This window comes from Curtobacterium flaccumfaciens, from assembly GCF_004361695.1.
Lineage (GTDB): Bacteria > Actinomycetota > Actinomycetes > Actinomycetales > Microbacteriaceae > Curtobacterium > Curtobacterium flaccumfaciens_B.
In genome coordinates, this window is record NZ_SNVW01000006.1 from 16,604 (window position 1) to 41,665 (window position 25,062).

At 72.0% G+C, this 25,062-nt stretch carries 29 protein-coding genes; 23 read left to right on the plus strand and 6 right to left on the minus strand.

Going from position 1 to position 25,062, the window contains the following annotated elements; genetic code table 11:
- Positions 1-125: 125 nt before the first annotated feature.
- Positions 126-800 (plus strand): TetR/AcrR family transcriptional regulator, encoded by a 675-nt coding sequence (locus EDF64_RS09980; RefSeq protein WP_133519845.1) that lies wholly within the window; start codon positions 126-128, stop codon positions 798-800.
- Between the two features lie 34 nt (positions 801-834).
- On the opposite strand, the gene EDF64_RS09985 is transcribed toward EDF64_RS09980, so the two are convergent.
- The gene (locus EDF64_RS09985) at positions 835-2,343 is read right to left on the minus strand and encodes a threonine/serine ThrE exporter family protein (protein WP_133519846.1); all 1,509 of its coding nucleotides are present in this window, start codon (positions 2,341-2,343) and stop codon (positions 835-837) included.
- Positions 2,344-2,459: 116 nt separating this feature from the next.
- Positions 2,460-2,900 carry an OsmC family peroxiredoxin gene (locus tag EDF64_RS09990; RefSeq protein ID WP_133519847.1) on the minus strand — a complete coding sequence of 147 codons (441 nt, stop codon included), beginning with the start codon at positions 2,898-2,900 and terminating at the stop codon, positions 2,460-2,462.
- 175 nt (positions 2,901-3,075) lie between these two features.
- On the opposite strand from EDF64_RS09990, the gene EDF64_RS09995 reads away from it, so the two are divergent.
- Entirely contained in the window at positions 3,076-4,119 is a 1,044-nt protein-coding gene (locus tag EDF64_RS09995) for an NAD(P)-dependent alcohol dehydrogenase (protein ID WP_133519848.1), read from the plus strand.
- A gap of 90 nt (positions 4,120-4,209) precedes the next feature.
- Positions 4,210-4,644, plus strand: coding sequence for a hypothetical protein (locus EDF64_RS10000; protein ID WP_133519849.1), 435 nt, complete (start codon positions 4,210-4,212; stop codon positions 4,642-4,644).
- Here the strand turns inward: EDF64_RS10000 and EDF64_RS10005 are convergent.
- A complete protein-coding gene (locus EDF64_RS10005; RefSeq protein WP_133519850.1) occupies positions 4,626-6,497 on the minus strand; it encodes a gamma-glutamyltransferase family protein in 1,872 nt (623 codons plus the stop codon). The genes EDF64_RS10000 and EDF64_RS10005 overlap by 19 nt on opposite strands.
- A gap of 185 nt (positions 6,498-6,682) precedes the next feature.
- On the opposite strand from EDF64_RS10005, the gene EDF64_RS10010 reads away from it, so the two are divergent.
- The 7 genes from EDF64_RS10010 to EDF64_RS10035 all read left to right on the plus strand — a co-directional run bounded on the left by EDF64_RS10010 (position 6,683) and on the right by EDF64_RS10035 (position 12,090).
- A complete protein-coding gene (locus EDF64_RS10010; RefSeq protein WP_133519851.1) occupies positions 6,683-7,837 on the plus strand; it encodes a peptidoglycan DD-metalloendopeptidase family protein in 1,155 nt (384 codons plus the stop codon).
- A gap of 277 nt (positions 7,838-8,114) precedes the next feature.
- On the plus strand, positions 8,115-8,492 hold the full coding sequence (locus EDF64_RS10015; protein WP_133519852.1) for an ArsR/SmtB family transcription factor: 378 nt from the start codon (positions 8,115-8,117) through the stop codon (positions 8,490-8,492).
- Positions 8,489-8,965, plus strand: coding sequence for an SRPBCC family protein (locus tag EDF64_RS10020; protein WP_133519853.1), 477 nt, complete (start codon positions 8,489-8,491; stop codon positions 8,963-8,965). The genes EDF64_RS10015 and EDF64_RS10020 overlap by 4 nt, the downstream gene beginning before the upstream one ends.
- Positions 8,966-9,061: 96 nt before the next feature.
- Complete coding sequence (locus EDF64_RS18195) at positions 9,062-9,205, plus strand: hypothetical protein (protein ID WP_166645679.1); 144 nt, start codon at positions 9,062-9,064, stop codon at positions 9,203-9,205.
- A gap of 313 nt (positions 9,206-9,518) precedes the next feature.
- Positions 9,519-10,616, plus strand: coding sequence for a type I restriction endonuclease (locus EDF64_RS10025; protein WP_133519854.1), 1,098 nt, complete (start codon positions 9,519-9,521; stop codon positions 10,614-10,616).
- A 38-nt stretch (positions 10,617-10,654) separates the two neighbouring features.
- A complete protein-coding gene (locus EDF64_RS10030) occupies positions 10,655-11,458 on the plus strand; it encodes a sulfite exporter TauE/SafE family protein (protein ID WP_243736331.1) in 804 nt (267 codons plus the stop codon).
- Positions 11,455-12,090 (plus strand): DNA alkylation repair protein, encoded by a 636-nt coding sequence (locus EDF64_RS10035; RefSeq protein ID WP_166645680.1) that lies wholly within the window; start codon positions 11,455-11,457, stop codon positions 12,088-12,090. The genes EDF64_RS10030 and EDF64_RS10035 overlap by 4 nt, the downstream gene beginning before the upstream one ends.
- Positions 12,091-12,208: 118 nt before the next feature.
- Here EDF64_RS10035 and EDF64_RS10040 read toward each other — a convergent pair whose 3' ends face one another.
- Positions 12,209-12,586, minus strand: a complete 378-nt coding sequence (locus EDF64_RS10040; protein WP_133519855.1) for a nuclear transport factor 2 family protein — start codon at positions 12,584-12,586, stop codon at positions 12,209-12,211.
- Positions 12,587-12,608: 22 nt separating this feature from the next.
- Here EDF64_RS10040 and EDF64_RS10045 point away from each other — a divergent pair, with 22 nt between their 5' ends.
- The 6 genes from EDF64_RS10045 (at position 12,609) to EDF64_RS10070 (ending at position 17,547) form a co-directional block, all read left to right on the plus strand.
- Entirely contained in the window at positions 12,609-13,616 is a 1,008-nt protein-coding gene (locus EDF64_RS10045; RefSeq protein WP_133519856.1) for an aminoglycoside phosphotransferase family protein, read from the plus strand.
- A 51-nt stretch (positions 13,617-13,667) separates the two neighbouring features.
- On the plus strand, positions 13,668-14,861 hold the full coding sequence (locus EDF64_RS10050) for a zinc-dependent alcohol dehydrogenase (protein WP_133519857.1): 1,194 nt from the start codon (positions 13,668-13,670) through the stop codon (positions 14,859-14,861).
- Complete coding sequence (locus EDF64_RS10055) at positions 14,861-15,919, plus strand: NAD-dependent epimerase/dehydratase family protein (protein WP_133519858.1); 1,059 nt, start codon at positions 14,861-14,863, stop codon at positions 15,917-15,919. The genes EDF64_RS10050 and EDF64_RS10055 overlap by 1 nt, the downstream gene beginning before the upstream one ends.
- Before the next feature lie 178 nt (positions 15,920-16,097).
- Positions 16,098-16,448: an SHOCT domain-containing protein gene (locus tag EDF64_RS10060; protein ID WP_133519859.1), complete on the plus strand. Its 351-nt coding sequence runs from the start codon at positions 16,098-16,100 to the stop codon at positions 16,446-16,448.
- Between the two features lie 9 nt (positions 16,449-16,457).
- On the plus strand, positions 16,458-16,877 hold the full coding sequence (locus EDF64_RS10065) for a DUF6314 family protein (protein ID WP_133519860.1): 420 nt from the start codon (positions 16,458-16,460) through the stop codon (positions 16,875-16,877).
- Positions 16,878-16,881: 4 nt separating this feature from the next.
- Complete coding sequence (locus EDF64_RS10070; protein WP_133519861.1) at positions 16,882-17,547, plus strand: pentapeptide repeat-containing protein; 666 nt, start codon at positions 16,882-16,884, stop codon at positions 17,545-17,547.
- Between the two features lie 15 nt (positions 17,548-17,562).
- On the opposite strand, the gene EDF64_RS10075 is transcribed toward EDF64_RS10070, so the two are convergent.
- On the minus strand, positions 17,563-18,558 hold the full coding sequence (locus tag EDF64_RS10075; protein WP_133519862.1) for an NAD(P)/FAD-dependent oxidoreductase: 996 nt from the start codon (positions 18,556-18,558) through the stop codon (positions 17,563-17,565).
- 67 nt (positions 18,559-18,625) lie between these two features.
- On the opposite strand from EDF64_RS10075, the gene EDF64_RS10080 reads away from it, so the two are divergent.
- Positions 18,626-19,270, plus strand: a complete 645-nt coding sequence (locus tag EDF64_RS10080; protein WP_133519863.1) for a helix-turn-helix domain-containing protein — start codon at positions 18,626-18,628, stop codon at positions 19,268-19,270.
- Positions 19,271-19,296: 26 nt separating this feature from the next.
- Here EDF64_RS10080 and EDF64_RS10085 read toward each other — a convergent pair whose 3' ends face one another.
- Complete coding sequence (locus tag EDF64_RS10085) at positions 19,297-20,058, minus strand: glycosyltransferase family 2 protein (protein WP_133519864.1); 762 nt, start codon at positions 20,056-20,058, stop codon at positions 19,297-19,299.
- Positions 20,059-20,130: 72 nt separating this feature from the next.
- Between EDF64_RS10085 and EDF64_RS10090 the strand changes: the two genes are divergently transcribed.
- The 6 genes from EDF64_RS10090 (at position 20,131) to EDF64_RS10115 (ending at position 24,905) form a co-directional block, all read left to right on the plus strand.
- The gene (locus tag EDF64_RS10090; RefSeq protein WP_133519865.1) at positions 20,131-20,556 is read left to right on the plus strand and encodes a MarR family winged helix-turn-helix transcriptional regulator; all 426 of its coding nucleotides are present in this window, start codon (positions 20,131-20,133) and stop codon (positions 20,554-20,556) included.
- A gap of 57 nt (positions 20,557-20,613) precedes the next feature.
- Positions 20,614-21,255 (plus strand): MBL fold metallo-hydrolase, encoded by a 642-nt coding sequence (locus EDF64_RS10095; protein WP_133519866.1) that lies wholly within the window; start codon positions 20,614-20,616, stop codon positions 21,253-21,255.
- A 122-nt stretch (positions 21,256-21,377) separates the two neighbouring features.
- Positions 21,378-22,055: an HAD family hydrolase gene (locus EDF64_RS10100; RefSeq protein WP_133519867.1), complete on the plus strand. Its 678-nt coding sequence runs from the start codon at positions 21,378-21,380 to the stop codon at positions 22,053-22,055.
- A gap of 26 nt (positions 22,056-22,081) precedes the next feature.
- Positions 22,082-22,564 (plus strand): GNAT family N-acetyltransferase, encoded by a 483-nt coding sequence (locus EDF64_RS10105; protein WP_243736332.1) that lies wholly within the window; start codon positions 22,082-22,084, stop codon positions 22,562-22,564.
- Between the two features lie 47 nt (positions 22,565-22,611).
- Positions 22,612-23,232 carry a TetR/AcrR family transcriptional regulator gene (locus EDF64_RS10110; protein ID WP_243736333.1) on the plus strand — a complete coding sequence of 207 codons (621 nt, stop codon included), beginning with the start codon at positions 22,612-22,614 and terminating at the stop codon, positions 23,230-23,232.
- Positions 23,229-24,905, plus strand: a complete 1,677-nt coding sequence (locus tag EDF64_RS10115) for an MDR family MFS transporter (RefSeq protein ID WP_133519868.1) — start codon at positions 23,229-23,231, stop codon at positions 24,903-24,905. Before EDF64_RS10110 ends, EDF64_RS10115 begins: the two co-directional genes overlap by 4 nt.
- The last annotated feature ends 157 nt before the right edge of the window (positions 24,906-25,062 follow it).

Sequence of the window (25,062 nt, forward strand, 5' to 3'; positions counted from 1 at the left end):
CCGCTTGTCCCCCGACATGCCGACACCCGGACCGGGGATGCTGGTGGACCCCGATCTCCACTTGGATGGACGTGCCCCTTCGCGGGGTGACGCGGACAGGACGTCCGGGACCGACGGAGGGCACGATGCTCGAACACACCAGCGCGGACACGCACGCGGCAGCCGCCGCGGCCGCCACCCTGCACCTGCGGATCACGATCGTGGGAGCCACCGTCGACCTGCTGCGGGACGTCCCGTTCCACGAGGCCCACGCCGCGCTCGTCGCCGAACGCCTGGGGATCTCCGTCGAGGAACTCCACCAGCACTTCCCGTCGTGGGACGGCCTGGTCCTCGCCGCCGTCGACCGCTGGAACGGTGCCCGGATGGACGAGGTCACGCGCGAGGTCGGGGACGGCTCGACCGTGCAGCTCCTCCGCGCCATCGTCGCGTCGAACGCCGAGGACCCCGCGCTCATGCGGCTCCTCGTCGCGCTGCTGTCCGTCGCCGGCAACCCGCAGCACCCGATGGCGACGTACCTCCGCTCGCGGTACCAGCTCTTCTACGCGCAGATCAAGCGTGGCCTCGAGCACGACGTCGCGGTCGGCCGGGCCCCGCACACCATGGACCCCCGTCGCGGTGCCGAGCAGCTGATCGCCCTCTACGAGGGGCTGCAGCTGCAGGCGCTCCTGCGCTCGGACCTCGACCTCGTGCCGGCGTTCGACCGTGCGGTCGCGCGACTCGAACGCGGCTGGATGGAGCGCTACGAGCCCCAGGCGGCACGGCGCCTGTCCACCTGGAGCGACGGCGGCTGGGAGCTCTGAGCCGAAAGCGGCTGGGAGCGCTGTCCCCACGGCGTCAGCGCGCCCGGGCGCCCCGCGGCGTCGAGCCGTTGCCCGGGTCGTAGCCCGAGTCGCGGATGACCGGGATCGCGGTGGTGTCGTTGTGCACCGAGTGCACGACCACCCGCCGCGACCGGCGCAGGGCGCGACGGGCACCCGGCGTGGCCACGAGCCCGCCGAGCACGAGTCCCGCGCCGATCCCGAGCGCGACCGACACGGCGGCGACGAAGTCGAGCGCGGCGCTCGACGACCCGGACATGAAGTTGAGCAGCGCGTTCGACACCGCGACCCCGGGCAGGAGTGCGCCGCAGAACGCCGGGACCGCGATCGCCGCGACCGCCGTCCGCATCCGCGCTGCGGCGATGGTGGACAGCACGCCGAGGAGCACGGCGGCGAGGAACGTCGCCCCGAGCAGCGGCAGCCCGGCCTCGCGGAGCCCCCGGAGTGCGGCGCCGGCGGCCACGGAGAACACCACGGCCACCGGGATCACCCGCGCGCTCGCCTGCTGCACGAAGCAGTTCGCCGCGGCGGACACCACGGTCAGCGCGAGCGAGGCCCAGAGCGGCAGGACCGGCAGGACGATGCCGGACGGGTCGACCTCGATGTGCAGCCACTTCGTCACGGCGATGCCGGCGGGCACCCCGACCACGATCGCCGCGATGACGAGCCCGATGTAGAACGCCCGGGCCACCGCCATCGCGCGGAACCCGGAGATCGCGTCCTGCGCCCACGTCACGAGTGACGGGTGCGGCAGCAGGAGCACCACGAGCGCCGCCACCATCGTCGCCGCCTGCCCGGGGTGCAGGATGCCGGCCCAGATCGCGAGCGTGCCGATCGCCGACGCGACGGCTCCCTGGGCGCCGGAGACGAAGAACTGCGGGAAGCCCCGGCCGGTCAGCCACCGGCCGGACACGATGATGCCGAGCATGAGGACGAACGCGCCGAGTCCGGCGCGCCAGCCACCGCCGGCCTGCATCGCGATCGAGATGCCGAGGATCGACAGGCCGACGTCGGCCAGCCAGGTCGGCCAGCGCGGGGGCAGCCGGAGGACCGCGACCAGGGCGCTCACGGCCGAGGTCATGTCGCGTTCGTCGTGGACGAGGTCGTCGACGATCTGGTTCGCCCGTGCCAGGCGGTCGAGGTCGGACCCGTCGGACTGCACGGTGCGGACCTTCACGAGTGGTGGCGCGTCGGACGGGGCGTACTGGATCGTCACCGAGCTGCCGGAGAAGTCCAGGTCGAGCGGTGCGAGGTTCCACTTCGTGGACACCGCGACCACGGCGGTCTCGACGCTCCGGGTGTCCGCTCCGGAGGCGAGCATCACCTCGGCGAGGTCGAGGCAGAAGTCGACGATCTGCACCGGCGAGTACTGCTCGCGGGCTCGGGTGTCCGGCGAGACGTCCTCGTAGATCGTGCCGCGGAGTCGTGCGCGGGCGTCGCGGATGTCGTGCTGTGCGAGGTTGCGGACGCGGGGCCGGTGTGGGCGCCCCGGTCGCGGCGCACCGGGGAGGAACTGCTCGGCCATCCCGCCATGGTGCCAGTCGCGATCTCCACGTCACCAGAACACGGACTGGAGGCCCGTGGCGGCGTCGCCACGGGCCTCCAGTCCGCCGGGTGGTGCGGTCTCCCGCACCTGGCCGGTTACTGCTCGAACGTCGCGTTGAGCGTGATGTCGACGCCGGTCAGCGCCTTGCTGACGGGGCAGGTCGCCTTCGCCTCGTCGGCGGCCGCGAGGAAGGTCGCCTCGTCGATGCCGGAGACCTCACCGGTGACGGTGAGGACGATGCCGGTGAGCTTGAAGCCCCCGGCGCTGTCCGGGCCGAGTGAGACGTCGGCCTTGACGTCGAGGGCCTCGACCGTGCCGCCGGCCTCACCGAGCACGGCGGAGAACTGCATCGCGTAGCAGGCGGAGTGTGCTGCGGCGATGAGCTCCTCGGGGCTGGTGGTGCCACCGGCGTCGTCGGCGGCGCGCTTCGGGAACGAGACGTCGTAGGTGCCGACCTTCGAGCTGGAGAGTTCGACCTGGCCGGAGCCGTCGTTGAGGCCGCCGTTCCAGGCGGTACGTGCGGTGCGCGTGGGCATGGCCGCTCCTTTCGTGTGGGGACCGGACCCGAGCGGGACCGTCGCAGCCGAGTCAAGCGGAGAACGACCGTTCTCGCAACCGGCTCTCGGGGAAGACGCAGGATCAGCCACGCTCGTCAACACGTGTTGCGGAGGGCAACAGGTGTAGTCTTGGGGTGGATCAAAGGAGAGACACATGCGTGCCGTCGTGTTCGAGCAGTACCAGACCTTCCCGTCCCTGACGGAGGTCCCGAAGCCCACACCCGGGCCGGGGGAGGTGCTCCTCAAGGTCGCCGGTGCGGGTGCCTGCCACTCCGACGTCGCCGTGTACCGCGAGTTCCAAGAGGGGCAGCCGGGCGCGCAGGCCCCGTCCTTCGTGCTCGGCCACGAGAACTCCGGCTGGGTCGAGGAAGTCGGCGACGGTGTCAGCGGCTTCACGAAGGGCGACGCGTACCTGGTCTACGGCCCGGTCGGCTGCGGGCACTGCTCGTACTGCTCCAAGGGGCAGGACACCTACTGCGAGAACGCCGCCACGAACCCGTACATGGGCATCGGCCTCGGGCGCGACGGCGGGATGGCCGAGTACGTGACCGTCCCCGCCCGCAACCTCGTGCCGCTCGGCGACGCCGACCCGATCGCGGCCGCACCCCTCAGCGACGCCGCGCTCACGCCGTACCACGCGATCAAGAACTCCCTGCCGAACCTGGCGGGCGGGGGCAAGTACGCCCTCGTCGTCGGGCTCGGTGGCCTCGGGCAGATCGCCGTCCAGATCCTCACGGCGCTCACCGGCGCGACGGTCATCGCGACGGACATGAAGCAGGACGCGATGGACCGCGCTGCCGAGCGTGGCGCGATCACCGTTCCCGGTGGCCCGGACCAGGTCGCCGCCATCCGCGAGATCACCGGCGGTCGCGGGGTCGACGCCGCGTTCGACTTCGTCGGCGCCACTCCGACGATCACGACGGCCCAGGCGTCGATGGCCATCGGTGGACGCTGCACCGTCGTCGGGATCGCCGGCGGGACCACCGAGTGGAACTTCTTCTCCACGCCGTACGAGTCGACCATCACGAACACGTACTGGGGCACGATCGAGGACCTGCACGAGGTCGTCGCGATGTACCGCGCCGGACAGATCGTCCCCGACGTCGAGCGGTACGCGCTGTCGGACGCGCTCGAGGCCTACCGGAAGCTCGAGGCCGGCGAACTGTCCGGTCGCGCGGTCGTGGTGCCGACCGCCTGAGATCGGTTCGGTAACGGTTCCCGCCGCCGTTCCCGCCCGTGGGTATCGTGAGGACACGGTGCGAGGGGCGCGCCGGGTGGGGAGCGGACCATGGTGAACGCACGCGAGTCCGACCAGGTGAACCAGCAGGACCTGTACCGGCCGAAGCTGCCGTACCGCGCCCCGGAGTACACCGAGGCGGTCGCACGACCGCGTCCGGGCAGCGACGGCGGCACCGGCATGACGATGGGCATCCCCTACGACGCCCCGACCGCCGGAGCCGGAGCGTCCGACTCCGTCCCCGTGACCCGGGCCGGGCTCGCGTGGCGGATCGTCGCGTCGCTCGTGCTGGCCGCCGTCGGCGTCAACGCGATCGTGCGCTCCGTCCCGCTGTGGCAGAGCGCCAACGTCGACCCCACGAGCGGTGCATGGGTCGGGGCGGTCGCGCTGCTCATCCTGGCCGGGCTCGCCCTCGCCTACCCGATCGTGAACCTCGTGCGCTGGGTCCGAACGGCCCGCAGTCGGCGTCAGCGACCGGCCGCGTAGCCCTGCGCCCCGCGGGAGTTCGCCGCAGCGCCGAGCACGCCGGTCTCCGGGTCCCGCGTCACGCACGTCAGCCGGCCGAGTGACCAGTCGCCCGCGCGCGTGACGACGTGGCCGCGAGCCTCGAGCCCGGCGATGACGTCGTCGCCGAGCCGGTCCTCGACCACGAGTCCCGCCGGCTCCCACGTGCGCGGCCAGAACGATCCCGGGAACGACGTCGTGTGCAGCGCCGGGGCGTCGATCGCCTGCTGCGGGGAGTACCCGCCGACGATCCAGCGCAGCAGGAACAGCAACTGCCACTGGTCCTGCTGGTCGCCGCCGGGCGAGCCGAGGGCCGCCACGGGGGCACCGTCGCGCAGGACGAGCGTGGGCGTCAACGTCGTGCGCGGGCGCTCGCCGGGCCGAAGCGTCGACGCCGTGCCCTCTTCCAGCCAGGTCATCTGCAGCCGGGTGCCCAGGCAGAAGCCGAGCTCGGGGATCGTCGGCGAGGACTGGAGCCAGCCGCCGGACGGGGTCGCGCTGACGATGTTGCCCCAGCGGTCCACGACGTCGATGTGGACCGTGTCGCCGCGGGTCTCGCCGTCCGGGGCGACGAAGGGTTCGCCGCGGTCCTCGACGGGCACAGCGGTCGCCGTGTCCCGAGCCACCTGGACGGTCGGTTCGCCGACGCTCCCGACGGCTCCGGCGCCCGCTGCCTCCGCCGCCGTGCGCACCGCGGGCAGCGAGTGCGCGACCCCGGCGACCGTGCCCGGGCGGAGTTCGGCGGACGCCCGGTCGCCGATCAGGGCCCGTCGCTCGTCGGTGTACGCGTCCGACAGCAGCACGTCGAGCGGGACGTCGCCGTCGCCGTAGAACGCCTCGCGGTCGGCGAGGGCGAGCTTCAGGGCCTCGGCGATGGTGTGCGCGCCGACCTCGGTGGCGGGGTCGAGCATGGCGTCGTCGAACGGCTCGAGCAGTCGCAGGGTCTGCAGGAGCGCCGGACCCTGCCCCCACGGCCCGGTCTTCGCGATCGTGCACCCGCGGAACTCGGCGGTCGTCGCCGGTTCGTACGAGGCCCGGAACGCGGCGAGGTCGGACGCCCGGAGCACCCCGGCGTGGTCGGTGCCCGACGAGTGCCGGTGCGGTTCGCGGATGAACCGGTCGATCGCCTCGGCGACGAAGCCCTCCGCCCACTCGGTCCGGGCAGCGTCGATCCGGCCGCTCCGGCTGCCCGCTCCGTCACCGGCTGCCACGAGCCGGTCGAACACCGAGGCGAGCGCCTCGTTGCGCACCAGGTCTCCGGGAACCGGCACCGCGCCTCCCGGCAGCCACTGCGTGGCGGAGGTGGGCCAGTGCTCCTCGAAGAGTCCCTGCACGGCACCGATGGTGCGGACCACGGCGGGGGCGACCGGATGGCCGTCGCGGGCGAAGCCGATCGCCGGGGCGAGCACGTCCGCGAGCTCCCACGTGCCGTGGTCGCGCAGGAGCAGGAGCCAGGCGTCGACCGCGCCCGGCACCGCGGCTGCCAGGGCGCCGGACCCCGGGACGAGGTCCAGCCCCTCGGCGAGGTAGTGCTCCGGTGTCGCGCCCTGCGGCGCCGGTCCCTGACCGACGAGCACGATCGGTGTCGGGTCGGTCGCGGTCGCGAACACCGCGGTGAGGTCCCCGCCGGGGCCGTTCAGGTGCGGTTCCACGACGTGCAGCACGAACGCGCCGGCCGTCGCCGCGTCGAACGCGTTCCCACCCCGCTCGAGCACGGACTGCGCCACCGCCGTGGCGATCCAGTGCGTCGACCCCACGGCGCCGAACGTGCCGCGGATGTCCGGTCGTGTGGTGTGGGCAACAGGTGCGGTGAAGGCGGGGTTCGGCGTCGACATGGTCCCATCCTGTCCCGCTTGCCCCCGGAACTGGGGTTCCCCGCCGACATGTCAAGGGGTTGTGATCGCTCGCAGAAACAGTGACCATCGTTCGGCGGCCCGGACAGGGCGGGTCGCCGAACGTTCCGGCCAGGGGGCCGACACCCGCGACCCGCGGGACCACACCGAGCAGGGGACCTCTCTTCGTGCGCAGCACCATCACCACACGGCTCGCCGCCGTCCTGACGGCCGTCGTCGTCGCCGTCACCGGCAGCATCGCCTTCGCAGCACCCGCCAGCGCCGTCACCACCGTCGGCGCGGCACGGGTCGGCACCTGGCTGCACCCCGGGGACTCGCTCACCTCGCGGAACGGCCAGTTCCAGCTGATCATGCAGGGCGACGGCAACCTCGTCGAGTACGGCATCGGCCGCAAGGTGCTCTGGGCCTCCAGCACCACGAGGGCACCCGGATCCAGCGCCGTCGTCAACCCCGACGGCCGCATCACCATCGTGCAGAACGGCAAGCTCATCGCGCGCTGGGGCGTCGCCGGACGCGTCGGCAAGCAGCTGCAGATCGGCGCCGACGGTGCGATCACCTCGCTCGACACCTCGGGCGGGATCGTCTGGCAGGCCGCGACGTTCCAGGACCAGGTCGCCGCCGGGTCGCTCATCGCCTCCGGCACCGTGCTGCGCTCGGACGCCTCCAACGCGCGCCGGCTCACCATGCAGGGTGACGGCAACCTCGTGCAGACCGTGAACGGTTCGCCCGTGTGGAGCTCCCGCACCGGCGGGCACCCGGGCGCCTACGCCGCCGTGCAGACCGACGGCAACCTCGTCGTCTACGGCACCGACAAGAAGGCGCTCTGGGCCTCGAACACCAGCCGCGCGGGCGCCGGGCAGCTCCTCGTGCAGGTCGACGCGAACGTCGTGCTCTACGGCAAGACCGACACCCGGGCGTGGTCGACACGGAAGGTCACCGGCCTCGCCTGGCCGGTCGCGAGCACGAAGATCTCCGGCAAGTACAACGACGACCGCGGCGCCGGGCACGTCCCGCGCTACCACCAGGGCACCGACGCGGCGGTCGGCACCGGCACGCCGGTCTACGCCTCGGGGACCGGAACCGTGACCGAGGCCACGAGCTCGGCCTCGTACGGCAACTACGTGGTCGTGAAGTACGGCGTGACGACGGTGCTCACGGCGCACCTCAGCTCCATCGGGGTGAAGAAGGGGCAGATCGTGTCCGTCAAGCAGCAGATCGCGAAGTCGGGCAACACCGGGCAGTCGACCGGGCCGCACGTGCACGTCGAGGTCCGGCAGGGCGGGACGCTCGTCAACCCGTTGACGACGCTGCACTTCCGCTGACGCAGGACGGGGGCGGCAGCCGCCCCCGAGTACACCCACGCCCGGCGCCTCCGCGAGGTGCCGGGCGCGTGGCGTCGACGGCCGACGGGTGCGCGAACGGCCGGTGTCGCGCCTCCCGTCCTCCGACGGCGCAGCGTGACCGACGTGGCGGGCCCGCCGGGTCCGCGACCCGGACGGCGGGCACCGTCACGTCCGATCCGGTGCTTGCGCGATCCCTCGCGCGGGTGCATGATGAACGCATCGGTTAATTAACCGATCAGTTCACCAGGAGGCGACGATGGAGACCGACCGCATCGACGCCGTCCTGTCGGCGCTCGCCGACCCGATCCGCCGCCGCATCGTCGAACGACTCGGCAAGGGCGAGGCGACCGTCACCGACCTCTCCGGCCCGTTCGACGTCAGCGCACCGGCGATCTCCCGACACCTCGGCATCCTCGAACGCGCAGGCCTCATCACCCGGGAACGGCACGGTACCTGGCGCACGTGCCGTCTCCGGCCAGAGGCCGTCGACGAGCTCGGCGCGTGGCTGGGCGGGCTCCGGCCCGTCTGGGACCGCCGGTTCGACAGCCTGGAGGCAGTGCTCGCCTCCCAGCGTGACCACACTCCCGTGGCGCACGCGTCCAGTGCCACCACCGACCCACAGGAGCAGTCATGACCGAACAGTTCACCGCCCACACCACGCACCGGTTCGCGTACCCCGTCACCGACGTGTACCGCGCATTCGTCGACCCCGCCCAGCTCGCGCTGTGGTTCGGACCCCTCGGCTTCCACGTCCCCGCGGCCACCGTCGAGGTCGACGCCCGCGTCGGCGGCGCCTGGAACCTGACGATGGTGAGCAACGACAACCCCGAGTGGTCCTCCGGTGTGACCTCGACCCTCGAACAGATCGAGGAGAACCGGATCATCGTCGGCACCGAGACCGCCAACGGCATCCCCGGCATCGAGGACGGGACGCAGCTGTCCCTCACGCTCGAGTTCGCCGAGGACGGCGACGGCACGATCGTCACCCTCACGCAGGGCCCCTTCCCGGAGTTCATGCGCGACATGAACATCGCCGGCTGGACGCAGTCGTTCCACAAGCTCGAGGCGCTGCTCGCCACGCCGAAGGAGTTCTTCCAGATGCCGTGACGCCTCGGTCGTGGCGCAGTCGACCGGAACGGCCCGCACCCATCGGGTGCGGGCCGCCTGTCTCAGTCCTTCCGCCAGACGTCGAGCACGAGCCTGGTGACCGCCACGAGCAAGCTCGCGACCCCCAACCAGGACACTCGACGCCTGGGCTCGGACCCGTTGTCGTTCGACATCGAGACCACCTCCGGTGTCTGCGCCGGCGGACACGAGGAGCGGAAGCGCCGAGGGGCGCAGGCGTGACCGGGGTCACGTATGCTTGAACCGAGCGTTTGCGCTCGGGACGTTTGCGGTCCCTCTGGCACTCCACTCGGAGAGCAACTCGAAGCCCATCACCGTTGCCGCGGTGGTGGGCTTCAACCTTGCCCGGGGTCCTCGCCCGGCGACGCGCGACCCCGGGGCAAGTCTACGAGGCGTGATACTCCATCGTGTGGAACGTCACAGTTGATGTTCCGCATCGAGTACGGTGTCAGGACCACCCACGAAGTGGGGTGGTCGACGAGTCCCGATGGTGACGGGTCGTCAATTACGGTTGCAACGACCCAGGGGAGGAACAGTGGAGTTCGAAGAGCGTCTCGCCGCGCTGGCCACGAAGGTGCAGAACCAGCGCGAGGCCATCCAGACCGAGGAAGCGACGAAGAACGCGTTCGTCATGCCGTTCATCTCGACGATCCTCGGCTACGACGTGTTCAACCCGCTTGAGGTCGTGCCGGAGTTCACTGCCGACGTCGGCGTCAAGCGCGGCGAGAAGGTCGACTACGCGATCATGCGCGACGGCGAGGTGCAGATCCTCATCGAGTGCAAGAAGTCGACGGAACCGCTGAAGATCGAGCATGCATCGCAGCTCTTCCGGTACTTCTCGGTGACGAATGCGCGCATCGCAGTCCTGACCAACGGCGAGGTCTACAACTTCTACACCGACCTCGATGCGCCGAACAAGATGGACGACCGCCCGTTCCTGGTCCTCGATCTCGCCGACATCGACGAGACCCTCCTGCCGGAGCTCCGCAAGCTCACGAAGGACGTGTTCGACCTCGACTCCGTGATCAGCGCGGCGGAGGAGCTCAAGTACGTCGGCGCCATCAAGCGAGCGATCGCAGCGCAGTTCCGCGAGCCCGAGGAGGACTTCGTCCGTCTCTTCGCCTCGCGTGTCTACGACGGACGCTTCACGCAGGAGGCGCGGACCCAGTTCACGACCCTCGTCGCCAAGGCGTCGAAGCAGTTCCTGAACGAGCAGGTCAACGACCGCCTCAAGACCGCTCTCGGCGCCTCGTACAGCGCCCCGGTCGGTGCCGAGGCGCCAGCAGACGCAGTGACGAGTGAGCCCGTCGCAGAGGGAGACCTCGACCGCGACACCGAGATCGAGACCACGCTCGAAGAACTCGAGGGTTACCAGATCGTCAAGGCGATCGCGTGCAGCGAGGTCAAGCCGGACCGCATCGCCCACCGCGACCAGAAGTCGTACTTCGCGGTCCTGCTCGACGACAACAACCGGAAGCCGATCGCCCGGCTCTGGTTCAACGGCAAGAAGCAGAAGTACCTCGGGCTCTTCGACGAGAGCAAGGTCGAGACGAAGCACCCGATCGAGTCGCTCGACGACATCTACCTGCACGCCGCGTCGATCCGCGAGGCTGCTCAGCGGTTCTCGGCCTGAGGCGACTCCGCCGACGTGCCGGCCGTAGGGTTGGCGAGATGGAGAAGCGCGGCGGACAGGTGATCGTGCTGGTCGCGATCGGGATCGTCGCCGGCGTGCTCTCCGGCCTGTTCGGGGTCGGCGGCGGCGTGATCGTCGTGCCGGCCCTCATGGCCTTCCTGCACCTCGACCAACGCCGGGCGTCGGCGACGTCCCTCGTGGCGATCGCTCCCGCAGCCGTCGTCGGGGCGATCACCTACGCCGTGCAGGGCGAGGTGCACTGGCTCGCGGCGCTGACGCTGGCGGTGGGCAGCGTCATCGGTGCGCCGATCGGAGCGCGGCTCCTGCGGGCGCTGCCGCTCCGGGTGCTGCCGTGGATCTTCGTCGGGTTCATCGCCGTCGTGCTCGTCTCGCTGTTCACCAGCGTCCCGACCCGTGGCGGCGACGTGCACTTCGGCATCGTCGAGGCGATCGTGCTCCTGCTGCTCGGCCTGCTCTCCGGCGTGCTGTCCGGGCTCGTGGGTGTCGGCGGCGGGGTCGTCATCGTGCCGGGGCTCGAGGTCGTCCTCGGCGCGGGCGACCTGCTCGCGAAGGGCACGTCGCTCCTCACGATGGTGCCGACGTCGGTGTCCGGCACGGTCGCGAACCTCCGCCGACGCGCGGTGGACCTGCGCATCGGGTTGACGGTCGGCATAACGGCCGCGATCTGCTCACCGGGCGGAGCGGTGATCGCGCGCCTGCTCGACCCGCAGGTGGCGACCTGGCTCTTCGCCGGCTTCCTCGTGGTCGTGGCGGTCATCGTCCTGGTGCGGGGTCGCCGGGCTGCACCGCGGGACGAGGCGACCGCCGGGGAGGTCGCGTGACGTCCCTCCGTGGTCAGGGCGACGCCGAGGCGGTGCTCGCGGCCTTCGCCCGGACGTCCGGTGACGTGCCGGCCGCCCGGAGGGTCGCGCGACAGTTCGCCGGCCTCGACGACGGGGAGCGTTCGGCGTTGCTCTGGAGCGAGGACGCGGGGGCCCGGCTCGTCGCGGTGCTGCTGCTCGTCCAGGCGATGCGGGAGCGGCCGGACCCAGAGTTCACCGACGAGTACCTGTCGGCGGCGAAGACCGAACGGTTCGAGGACACCGCGCTGGTCGACCTGGCGGCCGAGGAGCTCGTGGGCGCGCCGCTCGTCGGCGGCTCGACCGGGCCGCTGTTCGCGCTAGTGAAGTCCGACGTCGCGATGGTGCGGCGGATCGCGGTCGTGGCGACGCTGGCGTTCGTGAAGCAGGGCGACGCCGAGGTGCCGCTCGCGATCGCCGGTCGGCTGGTGCGGGAGCGCAGCGAGACGGTGCAGTCCGCGCTCGGATGGGTGCTCCGTGAGACCGGCAAGCGCGCGTCGGAGCCGGCGCTCATCGCGTTCCTCGAGCGCAGCGGTCGCTTCCTGACTCCCGCTGCGCTGCGAACGGCGACCGAGCACCTGCCCACGGCCGAACGGGACCGGCTGCGCGGCTGACGCGCACCGACTTCACGCGCGTAGCGACAGATCACGCGCTCGCACGCGCGTGATCTGTCGCTCAGCGCGTGAAGTCGCGAGCGACGCGAGCCGCGCGAGCGACGCGCGCCCCGCGCTCCTAGACCGCGCGCTCGGCCTCGTCCGGCTCCGCCAGCACCGTCGTCAGCGCGACGACGACGCCGTCGCGGACCTCGACCACGTCGATGCCCCGCACGGCGGGCGACCCGACCGGGCCGAACCCCCACGCGAGCGCACCGTGCGAGTCCGACACGTAGCGGCGGCCCTCCTCGACGAACTGGAACCCGGCCGGCACCGACGCGAGGAGCCCGGCGGCCTTCTGCTCGAGGGCATCCCACCCGACGACGGTGCCCTCGGGGTCGGTGAACACCACGTCGGACGCGTAGGTGCGCTCGATCGCAGCGCGACGGGAGGCGGCGTCGGTGTTGCCGAAGACGTCGTGGAGGTTCGCGGAGAGGAGCTCGGAGACGGTGGACATGCCCGGAGCCTAACCTGGGCCCATGCACACCGAGGTGCCCTCCATCGACGACGCGCTGGTCCGCCGGCTCCTCGCGTCGCAGTTCCCGGAGTGGGCGTCCCTGCCGGTGCGCGAGGTCGACCACCAGGGCTGGGACAACCGCACCTTCCGCCTCGGCGACGAGCTGGCCGTCCGGCTGCCGAGCGCCGAAGGGTACGTGCCCGCTGTGGAGAAGGAACAGGACGTGCTCCCGTACCTCGCGGGGCGGCTCGACATCGCGGTGCCGGAACCGGTGGCACTCGGCGAACCGGCCGTCGGGTACCCGTTCCCGTGGTCCGTCCGACGCTGGCTCGACGGCACCGTCGCCGAGCACGCCGAGGGGCTCGACACCGACCGCTTCGACACCGACCGCTTCGCCGCCGACGTCGGCGCGGTGCTCCGGCAGCTCCGGAGCATCCCGGCCGCCGGTGGACCGGCAGCGGGAGCGCACTCGTTCCAGCGGGGAGCGCACCCGTCGGTCTACTCCGACGAGGTCGTCGCAGCACTCGACACGCTCGGCGGCAGCGTCGACCGCGTCGCCTGCGAACGGGTCTGGGACGCCGCCACCGCGACGGCGTGGAACCATCCGGCCGTGTGGTTCCACGGGGACGTCGCACCGGGCAACCTGCTCGTCGACGGGGACGGACGACTCAGCGCGCTCATCGACTTCGGCACGTGCGGCGTCGGGGACCCGGCGTGCGACCTCGTGCTCGCGTGGACGTTCCTGGCGGGCGACGCGCGACGGGCCTTCCACGAGGCCGCCGAGCTCGACGCCGACACCTGGGCACGCGCGCGCGGCTGGGCGCTCTGGAAGTCGCTCATCATGCTGGCCGGCAGCGCCGGCCCCGGGGACCGGGCGGGACACGAGCGGGTGCTCGCGTCCGTCCTCGCGGATCCGGTCGCGTGCGCGGCGACGGCGGGCCTGGAGGCACGGAGCACCGCCGCCACGGACCGCGCGGACGGCCCGCGGCTGGGAACGCACCACGGGGCGGGGGCGTACCGACGACGGTGACGTGAGTCGCGCCTCCCGGCCGGCTCGAAGCGACCACGAGAGGAACGCGACGTGCGCGCACTGACCTGGCAGGGCACCGAGAAGGTGTCCGTCGAGACCGTCCCCGACCCGACCATCCAGGAGCCGACCGACGCGGTGGTGCGGATCACCTCCACCGCGATCTGCGGCTCCGACCTGCACCTGTACCGGGTGCTCGGCCCGTACATCGACAAGGGGGACGTCCTCGGCCACGAGCCGATGGGCATCGTCGAGGAGGTCGGCAGCGCCGTCACGAACCTCACGGTCGGCGACCGCGTCGTCATCCCGTTCAACATCTCGTGCGGCCACTGCTGGATGTGCCAGCACGGCCTGCAGTCGCAGTGCGAGACGACCCAGGTGCGCGAGTACGGCACCGGGGCGTCCCTGTTCGGCTACACGAAGATGTACGGCCAGGTCCCCGGCGGCCAGGCCGAGTACCTGCGCGTGCCGCACGCCGACTACGGCCCGATCGTCGTGCCGGACGACGGCACGCCGGACGAGCGCTGGCTGTTCCTCAGCGACATCCTGCCCACCGCGTGGCAGGCCGTGCAGTACGCGCAGGTGCCCGAGGGCGGCACGCTCGCGGTGCTCGGCCTCGGCCCGGTCGGCCAGTTCGCCGCCCGCATCGGCAAGCACCTCGGCTACCGGGTCCTCGCCGTCGACCCGGAGCGGGTCCGCCGCGACCTCGGCGCGAAGCACGGTGCCGAGGTCTTCGACCTGACGAAGGACGTCGTGCCCGAGCTCGTCGACCTGACCGACGGCCGGGGCCCCGACGGGGTCGTCGACGCCGTCGGCATGGAGGCCCACGGCAACCCGTTCGCAGGGTTCGCCCAGCGCGCCGCCGGACTGCTGCCCGACAAGCTCGCGCAGAAGGCGATCGAGACCGCCGGTGTCGACCGGCTCGCTGCGGTGCACGCCGCGATCGACCTCGTCCGCCGGGGTGGCACGGTCTCACTGAGCGGCGTCTACGGGGGCATGGCCGACCCGATGCCGATGATGACCCTGTTCGACAAGCAGATCACCATCCGCGAGGGACAGTGCAACGTGAAGCGCTGGATCGACGACATCATGCCGCTCGTGCAGGACCCGTCGGACCCACTCGGCACGCTCGACCTCACGACGCACCGGGTGTCCCTCGAGGAGGCCCCGCACATGTACGAGGTGTTCCAGAAGAAGGAGGACGGCTGCGTGAAGGTCGTGCTCGACCCGGCACTGGCCGCCGCCTGATGCGGATCGTCGTCGTCGGCGCGACCGGCAACGTCGGGACGGCGGTGCTCCGGCGGCTCGCCGAGGCACGGCTCAGCGGGGACGGAGGTGCCGGGAGCTCGGAGGGCCTCGAGGTGATCGGCGTCGCACGGCGGCTGCCCGATGCCCGGGTCGCGCCGTACGACGTCGCCTCCTGGAAGGCCGTCGACGTCGGTGGCCCGTCCGCCGTGGACGAGCTCGTCGCGGTGTTCGAGGGCGCCGACGCCGTCGTGCACCTGGCGTGGGCGCTGCAGCCGACGCACGACATCCCCGCGCAGCACCGGACGAACGTCACCGGGACGGCGAACGTCCTCGACGCCGTCGCCCGTGCCGGTGTCCCGCAGGTCGTCGTCGCGTCGTCGGTCGGCACCTACCGGGGCGTCGACGTGGACGGCAAGCGCACTCCGGTCGACGAGACCTGGCCGGCGACGGGCATCCCCACCGCCACCTACTCGATCCACAAGGCCGCGAACGAGGCCGCGATGGACGCGTTCGAAGCCCAGCACCCGTCGGTCGTCGTCACGCGTCTCCGGCCCGGGCTGATCTTCCAGCGGGGCGCCGCCGCCGAGATCCGCGGGCTCTTCCTCGGACCGTTCGTGCCGATGTCGATCGTCCGCTGGATCCGGTGGGCCGTCCTGCCGCTGCCGTTGCCGTTCGTGTTCCAGGCCGTGCACGCCGACGACGTCGCCGATGCCTCCTGGCGGGCGATCGACCGACGCGCGGGCGGTGCGTTCAACATCGCCGCGTCGCCGGTGCTCAACCCGCCGCGGATGGCGCGGGCGTTCGGGATGCTCGGCGCGGTCCGGGTGCCGCTCCGGCTCGTCCGCGGGGTCGTCACGCTGACCTGGCGGCTGCGCCTGCAACCGACGGACGCCGGGTGGGTGGACATCGCGGCGGGCGTGCCGATCATGCGGACCGACCGAGCACGCGCCGAGCTCGGGTGGGTGCCGCGGCACACGGCCGACGAGGCCCTGCGCGACCTCGTGTCGGGGTTCGCCGACGGCGCGAACGTCCCCGCGTCGGGGCCGCTGCGCGGCTGAGGCTCGCGCGGGGTGGGGCGCGCGTGGCGGGCGTCGTCGGCGTCGTGGGCGTCGGGTCGTTCCGCGCGTGGGAGGCGGAATCGCTCGTAGGGAGCAGGAAGTTCCGGCACCCTAAGCGCGGATCTGCCTCCCATTGCGGGGGTGATGGGAGAGATCGGCCGCGCGCTACTGTCGCGTCATGGTGTTCAGCGGGATGGCGTTCGGCGACTTCGACGACCCGGGTGTGTCCGACGGGTTCGGCGGGGGCGATGCGTTCGGCGCGTTGTTCGGGGTCGTCGCGGTCGTGATCGGTCTCGGCATCGTGTCGACGATCGTCCTCACGATCTACCGGGCGAAGCGGATGGCCGACCGTGGGCAGAACCCGCTCACCGTGCAGGAGGACATCGCGTACCAGGCGATGCAGAGCCGCACCCTCGCGGCGGACAAGTCGCTCGAACAGCGGCTCGCCGAGCTCGACGACCTGCACCGGCGAGGAGTCATCACCGACGACGAGCACCGCACCGCACGAGCCGAGGCCCTGCGCGGTTAGCCTGGGACGGTGCTGCTGCCGACGGACCTGCTGGGGGTGTGGGAGCTCCGACGGACGGTGGACGACCGGCTCGCCGGCCAGCGCAAGACCGTCGTGGGCACCACGACCCTGACGAGCACCGGCCCGGACGAGGTGCGGTGGGACGAAGCGGGCACGATGCACTTCGACGGCCGCGCGACCCCGGTGTCCCGGACACTGTCGGTGCGCCGCGCTCCGGACGGTCGCTGGACCGTGCACTTCGTCGACGGACGGGTGTTCCACGACTGGGCGTGGGGTGACCGCGTCGAGCACCCGTGCGCCCCGGACGACTACGCGGGCGTGCTCGCCGGGGACGCCGAGCACTGGACGGTCCGGTGGGAAGCCCACGGTCCCGCGAAGGACTACGTGCTCGTCAGCGACCTGCGACGTCGGTCCCACGCGGCAGACTGATCGCATGGCCCGCTCCTCCGGTACCGACGCTCCGCGCATCACCCTGACCGAACCCGCCGACCTCGACGACTGGACCCCTGCTCCCGGCGACGTCCTGACCGGCGATCGCATCGAGGGCAAGCGCATCGAGACCTTCGACCTCGCCGGTGAGCGGCTGCCGGACCTCGAGATCGAGGAGAGCGTGATCGGGACGCTCCGGGCCGACGGCGCCGACCTCCGCGGGCTCCGGGTGCGCGACTCGGTCGTCGAGGTGCTCGACGCGCCCGTGTTCAAGGCCTCCAGCAGCACGTGGCGCGAGGTCCGGATCGCCGGCGGTCGCGTCGGCTCGGCGGAGCTCTACGACGCCGGGCTGAACGGGGTCGAGTTCGTCGGCATGAAGCTCGGGTTCGTGAACCTCCGCGGCTCGACGCTCACCGACGTCGTGTTCCGCGACTGCGTCATCGACGAGCTCGACATCGCAGACGCCCGACTGCTGCGGGTGTCGTTCGACGGCAGCCGGATCCGTGCGGCCGAGGGGTCGAACACGCGGATCGACCACGTGGACCTGCGCGGTGCCGACCTCGACCGGGTGGAGCGGCTCGAGGGGTTCCGCGGGGCGACGATCGGCTCCGACCAGCTCTACACCCTGGCCCCGCTCCTCGCTGCCCAGGCGGGCTACCGCGTCGACTGACCCTCGCACCGAACGTCAGGCCATCCCCGCACCCGCACCCGCACCCGCGCCCACCCGCGCCAGCGCCGCCGCCAAGTCAGCCTGCACCAGGTCGCCGTGCACCGCGGCGCCCGCCTGCGTCCCGGCAGCGGCCGACGCGATGACGGTGGCCATCGGGGACGCCACGTTCCCCGCCGCGTACACCCCGCGCACGCTCGTCTGCCCGGCGGCGTCCACGGTCAGCGCACCCCCGACGCGGAAGTCGCCGATCACCTGGTCCGAGGCGACGAGCCCGAGCCCGGACAGGAAGCCGACCCGCGCCTCGGCGGTGCTCGCGGCCGCGAGGGCATCGAGTTCTACGACCTCGCCCGTCGCCAGTTCGACGCCCGTCAGCACACCGTCGGACGACCGCACCCGAGCCACCGATTCGTCTACGACCTTGATCCCACGTGCTGCGAAACCTGCACGGGTGGTGTCGTCGACGAGCTCGGGATCGGCGACGAACGCCGTCACGTCCTCGCTCAGCGCCCGGAACATGAGCGCGTGGTGCGCGCCGAACGGAGTCGTCACCAGGACGCCGATGCGGCGGTCGCGCACCTCCCATCCGTGGCAGAACGGGCAGTGCACGACCCCGCGACCCCATTGCTCCGCGAGCCCCGGGACCTCGGGCAGCACGTCGACGGCGCCGGAGGCGACGACCAGCCTGCGTGCGGTGACGACCGCGCCGGAGTCGGTGGTGACCGAGAACCCGACCGGGTCGACGCCGTCGCCGCCCGTGGCGGACGCGGCCACGATCCTCCCGGCCGTCACCTCGACCCCGTAGGCGGCGACCTCGTCGCGACCGACGCGGGCCAACTCGGCCGGCGCGGCGCCTTCGCGGCCCAGGTAGTTGTGCACGCCCTCGGCGGGCGCGTTGCGGGGCTCGCCCGCGTCGATGACGAGGACCGATCGTCGCGAACGACCGAGGATGAGGGCGGCGGACAGGCCGGCGGCTGCTCCGCCGATGACGATGACGTCGTAGTGATCACGCATGCGTGCATCCTGCGGAACCGGGAGCCGGCCTGGCAAAGAAGATTGCCGGTACGGCAAAATGGCGGTCATGGGCAGCACAGCGCACGACCATGGCCGGGAGGAACGGATCACCCCGCGTACGACGGCGCAGGTGGTCGACGCGGTCGGCCCGCGACTCCGCGCGCTCCGGGCCCGGCGGGACGTCACGCTCGCCGCCCTCGCGACCGAGACGGGGATCTCCGTGTCCACGCTGTCACGGCTCGAGTCGGGGCAGCGGAAGCCGACCCTCGAACTCCTGCTCCCGCTGGCCCGGGCGTACCAGGTGCCGCTCGACGACCTCGTCGGGGCGCCTGCGACGGGTGACCCGCGCGTGCACCTCCGCCCGGAGTCGCACGGCGGCCGCGTCGTCATCCCACTCACCCGCCGGACCGGAGGGGTGCGCTCGTTCAAGCAGCTGTTCCCGCCGAACTCGCCCGGTGGCGAGCCGACACTGAAGACCCACGAGGGCTACGAGTGGCTCTACGTCCTCTCCGGGCGGCTCCGGCTGCTGCTCGGCGAGCACGACCTCGACCTCGGGCCGGGCGAGGTCGTCGAGTTCGACACCCACACCCCGCACTGGATCGGGAACGTCACCGACGAGGTCACCGAGGTGCTGTGCCTGTACGGGCCGCAGGGGGAGCGGGCGCACGTGCGGTCGCGCCCGGTCGCCGCGGAGCGCGAGGGCGAGCGATAGGGCGAGCGACAGCGATGGCGCGAGCGCTAGCGCCGGGTCCAGCGTGCGGCCGCCCGCCGGCGCGCCTCGACGCGGGAGCGCCGGGCCCAGCGCCGCACCGGGTTCGCCCGCCGTCCGTTCACGCGGAACGTGTGGAACGCGCGTCGCGTCCGCAGCAGGACGGACGGGAGGCCCGAGAACGGTCGCGCGGACACCTGCACCGTGAGCGCACGGTCGGCCAGCACCCGCCACCCCGGGTCGAGCTGCATGCTCAGGTCGACGTCGTCGTGCACCTCGGCGTCGCGGCGGTGCGCACGCCAGCGGACCACGAGCCACGTCTCGCGACGCATCGCCATCGCCGAGCCGAACAGCGGCGGTCGCCCGAGCGCGGCCCACATGAGGACGAAGTACGGGCGCATGTAGACCGCGTCCCACACCCGCCGGACCACGGGGCCGCCGTCGTGGGGGCGACCGGGGCCGGTGACGGCGACCACCTCCGGGTCGGCGAGCAGCCGGAGTGCGTCGGCGATCCACTCGTGCGGCGGGACGGAGTCGGCGTCGAGCCGCACGAGCACGTCGCCGGACGCGTGGTCGTAGCCGCGCGCCGAGGCCCGCGCGATGCCGCGCACGGGTTCGGTGAGGACCGTCGCGCCGGCTGCCCGTGCGACGGCGGCGCTGTCGTCGCGGCTGCCGTTGTCCACGACCACCACCTCGTCGGGGCGCACCGACTGGGTCGCCAGTGCGTCGAGGCACCGGCGGAGGTGCTCGGCGTCGTCCAGCACCGGGACGACGACGGAGACGGTGGGCATCCCTCGATCCAACCGGAACGGCGCTGGACGGACGTGCGGTCGGTGGAGGGGCACGCGGTAGCGTTGGCCGACATGGACCCGATCGAGGAGCTCGCCGCGGAGCTGCGGCAGTCCATCGGACGCGTGGTCCGAGCCGTGCGACGCGAGACGGACGCGCTCCCTGCCACCCACACGGCCACCCTGGGCTTCCTGCGGCGCGAAGGCCCCATGACGATCGCCGACCTCGCCCGGCGCCGCGGGGTCAAGCACCAGGGGCAGTCGCGCACGGTCGGCGAGCTCGCGGACCTCGGGTACGTCGAGCGGACCGTGTCGGAGACCGATCGCCGGGTGTCGGTGATCCGGATCTCCCCGGCCGGGCAGCAGGCGCTGCAGCGCGACACGGACGCCCGGACCGACTGGCTCGCCGCCGGCATCCGCGAGGAGCTCGACGACGAGGAACGGGCCGTGCTCGCCCGGCTGCCGGAGCTGTTCGAACGCGTCGCGCGCCGAGCCGACTGAGCGCTTCCTCACCCGGTCACCGCGACAGAACTACAACACGGTTGTAGTGTTGTCGGCATGGAGCTGACGAAGTACAACCACGCCACCGTCGTCCTCGAGCAGGACGGCGCCACCCTCGTGATCGACCCGGGCACCTTCACGCCCGAGGCTGCTGACCTCGCCCGCGCAGCCGCCGCCGTGCTCGTCACTCACGAGCACTTCGACCACCTCGACGTCGAGGCCGTCCGCTCGGCGCTCGCCGCGAACGACGCCCTGGTCGTCCGTGGCCCCGAGGCGATCGTCGAGCAGCTCGGCGCCCACGACGGCCGTGTCGCCGCCGTCCACGCCGGGGACTCCTTCGAGGTCGGTCCGTTCTCGGTGCAGGTCTTCGGCGAGGAGCACGCGGTCATCCACCGCGACGTCCCCACCGTCGCCAACGTCGGCTACCTCGTGAACGGCGCCGTCTTCCACCCGGGCGACGCGTACCTCGAGCCCGGTGTCCCCGTGCAGACCCTGCTGCTGCCGACCAGCGGCCCGTGGACGAACACCGCGGCGGCCGTCGACTACGTCCGGGCCGTCGCACCGGAGCGTGCCGTCCAGATCCACGAGGCGATGCTCAGCGAGGTCGGGCAGCAGTCGACCGCGCGCTTCCTCGGGTCGGACGGGCTCGGACCGGTGCCGGTCCAGATCCTGGCCGCCGGGGAGTCGACCACCGTCTGACGGCGGCGACCCACGATCTGACGGTCTGACGGCCGCGACCCACGGCCCGGCGGCGGCGACCCCCTGTCGTCGCGACGCTGCGCCTGGGAGGCGACCCGCGCCTCCCGGGCCAGCATGGGGTGATGTCCGCCGCGCCCACGACCGCAGTCCTGTTCGACATCGACGGCCCCCTCGCCGACTCCAACTACGCGCACATCGACGCGTGGTGGCGGGCGTTCCTCGCCGCCGGTGAGTCCGTCGACGCCTGGCGGATCCACCGCGCCATCGGCATGGACTCCGCGAAGCTGCTCGAGGAGCTCCTGCCGGACGCCTCCGACGAGACCCGCGACACCGCGAAGCAGTTCCACACCGCGTACTACGCCGAGCAGATGCCCCGCCTCCGACTGCTCCCCGGCGCACGTGACCTGCTCCGCGCCGTCGCCGAGGCCGGGCACGCGGTGGTGCTCGCGACGAGTGCGCCCGAGAACGAGCTCGCGCGGCTCCGCGAACTGCTCGGCGCCGAGGAGTGGCTCACCGCGGTGACGAGCTCCGAGGACGTCGAGCAGGCGAAGCCCGACCCCGGCATCATCGAGGTGGCGCTCGACAAGGTGGGTGTGTCCGCGGACGCCGCCGTGATGGTCGGCGACGCGATGTGGGACGTCGAGTCCGCCGGACGGGTCGGCCTGCCGTGCGTCGCGGTGATGACCGGGGGCATCGGTGGGGACGAACTCCGCGGTGCCGGCGCCGCCGAGGTGTACGACGACGCGGCTGCCGTGCTCGCGGCGTTCCGGGCCGGCGAGGGCCCCATCGCCGCGCTCTGACGGCATCCGTGACAGGATCGTCGATCGTGATCACGATCGAACGCGTCCCCTGGGAGGACCCCCGCGCCGTGGCGCTCCGCGCCCGCATGGACGAGGAGATGCACGAGCGGTACGCGTCGGCCACCGTCGACGAGGACCCCGCCGTGACGGCCGAGCGGAACCGCGCGCTGAGCGTCGACCCGTCGACGGTCGTGTCGTCCGTGCTCGCGGTCGACGACGACGGCGAAGCCATCGGGCACATCGCGATCCGACGCCTCGGCGACGAGACGGAACTCAAGCGCCTGATCGTCCTGGCGTCGGCCCGGGGCAAGGGTGCGGCGACGGCCCTGCTGGACGAGTGCGAGCGCATCGGCCGCGAAGCCGGCGCGACCCGGCTGATCCTGCAGACGGGCGACCGCCAGCCCGACGCCGTCGCGCTCTACGAGAAGACCGGCTGGAGCCCGATCCCGGTCTACGAGCCGTACATCGCGACGCTGCCGTGGTCGTTCTGCTTCGAGAAGGCGCTGTAACCCTGACACTCGTTGCACTTTCAGCTTGAGAGTGCAATTCTTGCTCGGTGACCACCACCGAACGCACCCGCGCGCTGCGCCGACGCATGATCGTCGAAGCACGCCGTTCGACGGTCGAGCACGGGCTGCACGGCTTCACGATCGAGCAGCTCTGCGAGACCGTCGGGGTGTCCCGGCGCACGTTCTTCAACCACTTCGCGTCGAAGGACGACGCCGTGCTCGGCATCGAGATCAACGCGGACGTCGAAGCCATCGACGCGTACGCCGCCGGCGGTGTCGTCGCGGCCGATCTCGAGCCGCTGGACTCCATCGTCGCGCTGGCGATCGACCAGTTCCACCGAGCCGGCATCGACCGTGCCGACGAGGTCCTCGTCCGCGGGGTCTTCGACCGCGAGCCGGCACTCGTCGCCCGGTTCCTCTCGGCGACCGACGTGCAGCTCGCCCGGATCACCGATGCCGTACGGCAGCGGTTCGGGTGGGACGACCACGCCGACCGCCGTGCCCGACTCGTCACCGAGGCCGCCGCGGGGCTGCTCAAGGTGACGGCGGAGACGTTCTTCGACGACGCCTTCGACGAGACCACCGGCCCGACGTTCGACGAGCTGCTCACCCAGAACCTCCGCCTGATGAGGGCGGCCATCACCACCGGACAGGACTCCACACCATGAGCGCAACCGCGCCGGGCGCGACCAAGCGCGCCCGCCCAGGCTCCGACGGACCGCTGCTCCTCACGCAGCGCCGGATCTGGATCATCTTCTCCGCGCTCATCGCGGGGATGCTGCTCTCCAGCCTCGACCAGACCATCGTGTCCACGGCGATGCCCACCATCGTCGGCGAACTCGGCGGCGTCGCGCACCAGGCGTGGCTGACGACCGGGTACCTGCTCGCCTCCACCATCGTGATGCCCGTGTACGGCAAGTTCGGTGACGTCCTCGGTCGCCGCAACCTGTTCCTCATCGCCATCGCGCTGTTCACCATCGCCTCGGCCGGGTGCGCCTTCGCCGGGGACTTCACGCAGCTCGTGGTGTTCCGCGCCATGCAGGGCCTCGGTGGCGGCGGTCTGATGATCCTGTCGCAGGCGATCATCGCCGACATCGTCCCCGCGTCGCAGCGCGGCAAGTACCTCGGGCCGCTCGGTGCGATCTTCGGCCTGTCCGCGATCGGCGGCCCGCTGCTCGGCGGGTTCTTCGTCGACCACCTCACCTGGAACTGGGCGTTCTACATCAACATCCCGGTCGGCATCGCGGCGTTCTTCGTCGCCTGGTTCGCGCTGACGCTGCCGAACAAGAAGGCGACGAAGCGCATCGACGTGCTCGGCGTGCTCTTCATGTCCGCCGCGACCACGTGCCTGGTGTTCTTCTCGGAGTTCGGCGGCAGCAAGGACCACGGCTGGGACGCCCTCGAGACCTGGGCCTGGTTCGCCGGACTCGTCGTGTCGGCCGCGCTCCTCGTGCTCGTCGAGTCCCGCGCGCAGGACCCGGTCCTGCCGCTCTCGTTCTTCAGGAACCGCACGTTCCTGCTGGCCACCGGCATCGGTCTCGTGCTCGGCATCGGCATGTTCGCGGCGATCGGCTTCGTCCCGACGTTCCTGCAGATGGCATCAGGCACCTCGGCGGCGGTCTCCGGCCTGCTGATGCTGCCGATGATGGTCGGTCTGATCGGCACGTCGATCGCGTCCGGCAACCTGATCACGAAGACCGGTCGCTACCGGATGTTCCCGATCATCGGCACGGTCCTGGTGGCGGTCGCGATGCTCGCCATGACGCAGCTCGCGGCGGACACCCCGATCTGGCTGATCTGCGCGTACCTGTTCGTCTTCGGCGCGGGCCTCGGCCTGATCATGCAGGTGGTCGTCCTGGTCGCGCAGAACGCCGTACCGGCCGAGCAGGTGGGCACCGCGACGTCGACGAACAACTACTTCCGCGAGGTCGGCGCCTCCCTCGGCACCGCCGTCTTCGGTGCGCTCTTCACGGCGCGGCTCACGACGTCGCTGACCGACGTCTTCCAGGGTGCCGGCGGCTCGGCGGCGGACGCTGCGTCGTCGGCGGGCAGCATCGACCCCGCGACCGTGGCGAAGCTGCCGGAGGCGGTGCAGGACGGCATCGTGAACGCGTACGCCGACTCGCTGGCGCCCGTGTTCTGGTACCTGCTGCCGTTCATCGCGGTGGCGTTCCTGCTCGCGCTCTTCCTGCCGCAGATCACGTTGTCCGACACGGCCGGCATGGTCGCACGTGGCGAAGCGGTCGGCGGTGCGGAGGCCGACGAGCTCGAGCGCGCGCAGCGCTCGGGCCGTGCGGAGACCGCGACGGCTGCCGAGCCGGGGGACCGCGCCGACCGGTAGACGCAACCACCCACGGCCTGGAGGCGCGGTGCCAGCTGGCACCGCGCCTCCAGGCCGTCGTCGGGTCGCGCTCACTGCCGCGGCCGGCGTTTCGTGCTGAGCGACAGTTCACGCGTTGCAGCGCGCGTGAGCTGTCGCTGAGCGCGTGAGGTTGCGG

What these genes read in the sequence shown, in the direction of transcription:
- EDF64_RS09980 (WP_133519845.1), top strand. Translation starts at nt 126, where the DNA reads ATGCTCGAACACACCAGCGCGGACACGCACGCGGCAGCCGCCGCGGCC.
- EDF64_RS09985 (WP_133519846.1), bottom strand. Translation starts at nt 2,343, where the DNA reads ATGGCCGAGCAGTTCCTCCCCGGTGCGCCGCGACCGGGGCGCCCACAC.
- EDF64_RS09990 (WP_133519847.1), bottom strand. Translation starts at nt 2,900, where the DNA reads ATGCCCACGCGCACCGCACGTACCGCCTGGAACGGCGGCCTCAACGAC.
- EDF64_RS09995 (WP_133519848.1), top strand. Translation starts at nt 3,076, where the DNA reads ATGCGTGCCGTCGTGTTCGAGCAGTACCAGACCTTCCCGTCCCTGACG.
- EDF64_RS10000 (WP_133519849.1), top strand. Translation starts at nt 4,210, where the DNA reads ATGGTGAACGCACGCGAGTCCGACCAGGTGAACCAGCAGGACCTGTAC.
- EDF64_RS10005 (WP_133519850.1), bottom strand. Translation starts at nt 6,497, where the DNA reads ATGTCGACGCCGAACCCCGCCTTCACCGCACCTGTTGCCCACACCACA.
- EDF64_RS10015 (WP_133519852.1), top strand. Translation starts at nt 8,115, where the DNA reads ATGGAGACCGACCGCATCGACGCCGTCCTGTCGGCGCTCGCCGACCCG.
- EDF64_RS10020 (WP_133519853.1), top strand. Translation starts at nt 8,489, where the DNA reads ATGACCGAACAGTTCACCGCCCACACCACGCACCGGTTCGCGTACCCC.
- EDF64_RS10030 (WP_243736331.1), top strand. Translation starts at nt 10,655, where the DNA reads ATGGAGAAGCGCGGCGGACAGGTGATCGTGCTGGTCGCGATCGGGATC.
- EDF64_RS10040 (WP_133519855.1), bottom strand. Translation starts at nt 12,586, where the DNA reads ATGTCCACCGTCTCCGAGCTCCTCTCCGCGAACCTCCACGACGTCTTC.
- EDF64_RS10045 (WP_133519856.1), top strand. Translation starts at nt 12,609, where the DNA reads ATGCACACCGAGGTGCCCTCCATCGACGACGCGCTGGTCCGCCGGCTC.
- EDF64_RS10055 (WP_133519858.1), top strand. Translation starts at nt 14,861, where the DNA reads ATGCGGATCGTCGTCGTCGGCGCGACCGGCAACGTCGGGACGGCGGTG.
- EDF64_RS10060 (WP_133519859.1), top strand. Translation starts at nt 16,098, where the DNA reads ATGGTGTTCAGCGGGATGGCGTTCGGCGACTTCGACGACCCGGGTGTG.
- EDF64_RS10070 (WP_133519861.1), top strand. Translation starts at nt 16,882, where the DNA reads ATGGCCCGCTCCTCCGGTACCGACGCTCCGCGCATCACCCTGACCGAA.
- EDF64_RS10075 (WP_133519862.1), bottom strand. Translation starts at nt 18,558, where the DNA reads ATGCGTGATCACTACGACGTCATCGTCATCGGCGGAGCAGCCGCCGGC.
- EDF64_RS10080 (WP_133519863.1), top strand. Translation starts at nt 18,626, where the DNA reads ATGGGCAGCACAGCGCACGACCATGGCCGGGAGGAACGGATCACCCCG.
- EDF64_RS10085 (WP_133519864.1), bottom strand. Translation starts at nt 20,058, where the DNA reads ATGCCCACCGTCTCCGTCGTCGTCCCGGTGCTGGACGACGCCGAGCAC.
- EDF64_RS10090 (WP_133519865.1), top strand. Translation starts at nt 20,131, where the DNA reads ATGGACCCGATCGAGGAGCTCGCCGCGGAGCTGCGGCAGTCCATCGGA.
- EDF64_RS10095 (WP_133519866.1), top strand. Translation starts at nt 20,614, where the DNA reads ATGGAGCTGACGAAGTACAACCACGCCACCGTCGTCCTCGAGCAGGAC.
- EDF64_RS10100 (WP_133519867.1), top strand. Translation starts at nt 21,378, where the DNA reads ATGTCCGCCGCGCCCACGACCGCAGTCCTGTTCGACATCGACGGCCCC.
- EDF64_RS10115 (WP_133519868.1), top strand. Translation starts at nt 23,229, where the DNA reads ATGAGCGCAACCGCGCCGGGCGCGACCAAGCGCGCCCGCCCAGGCTCC.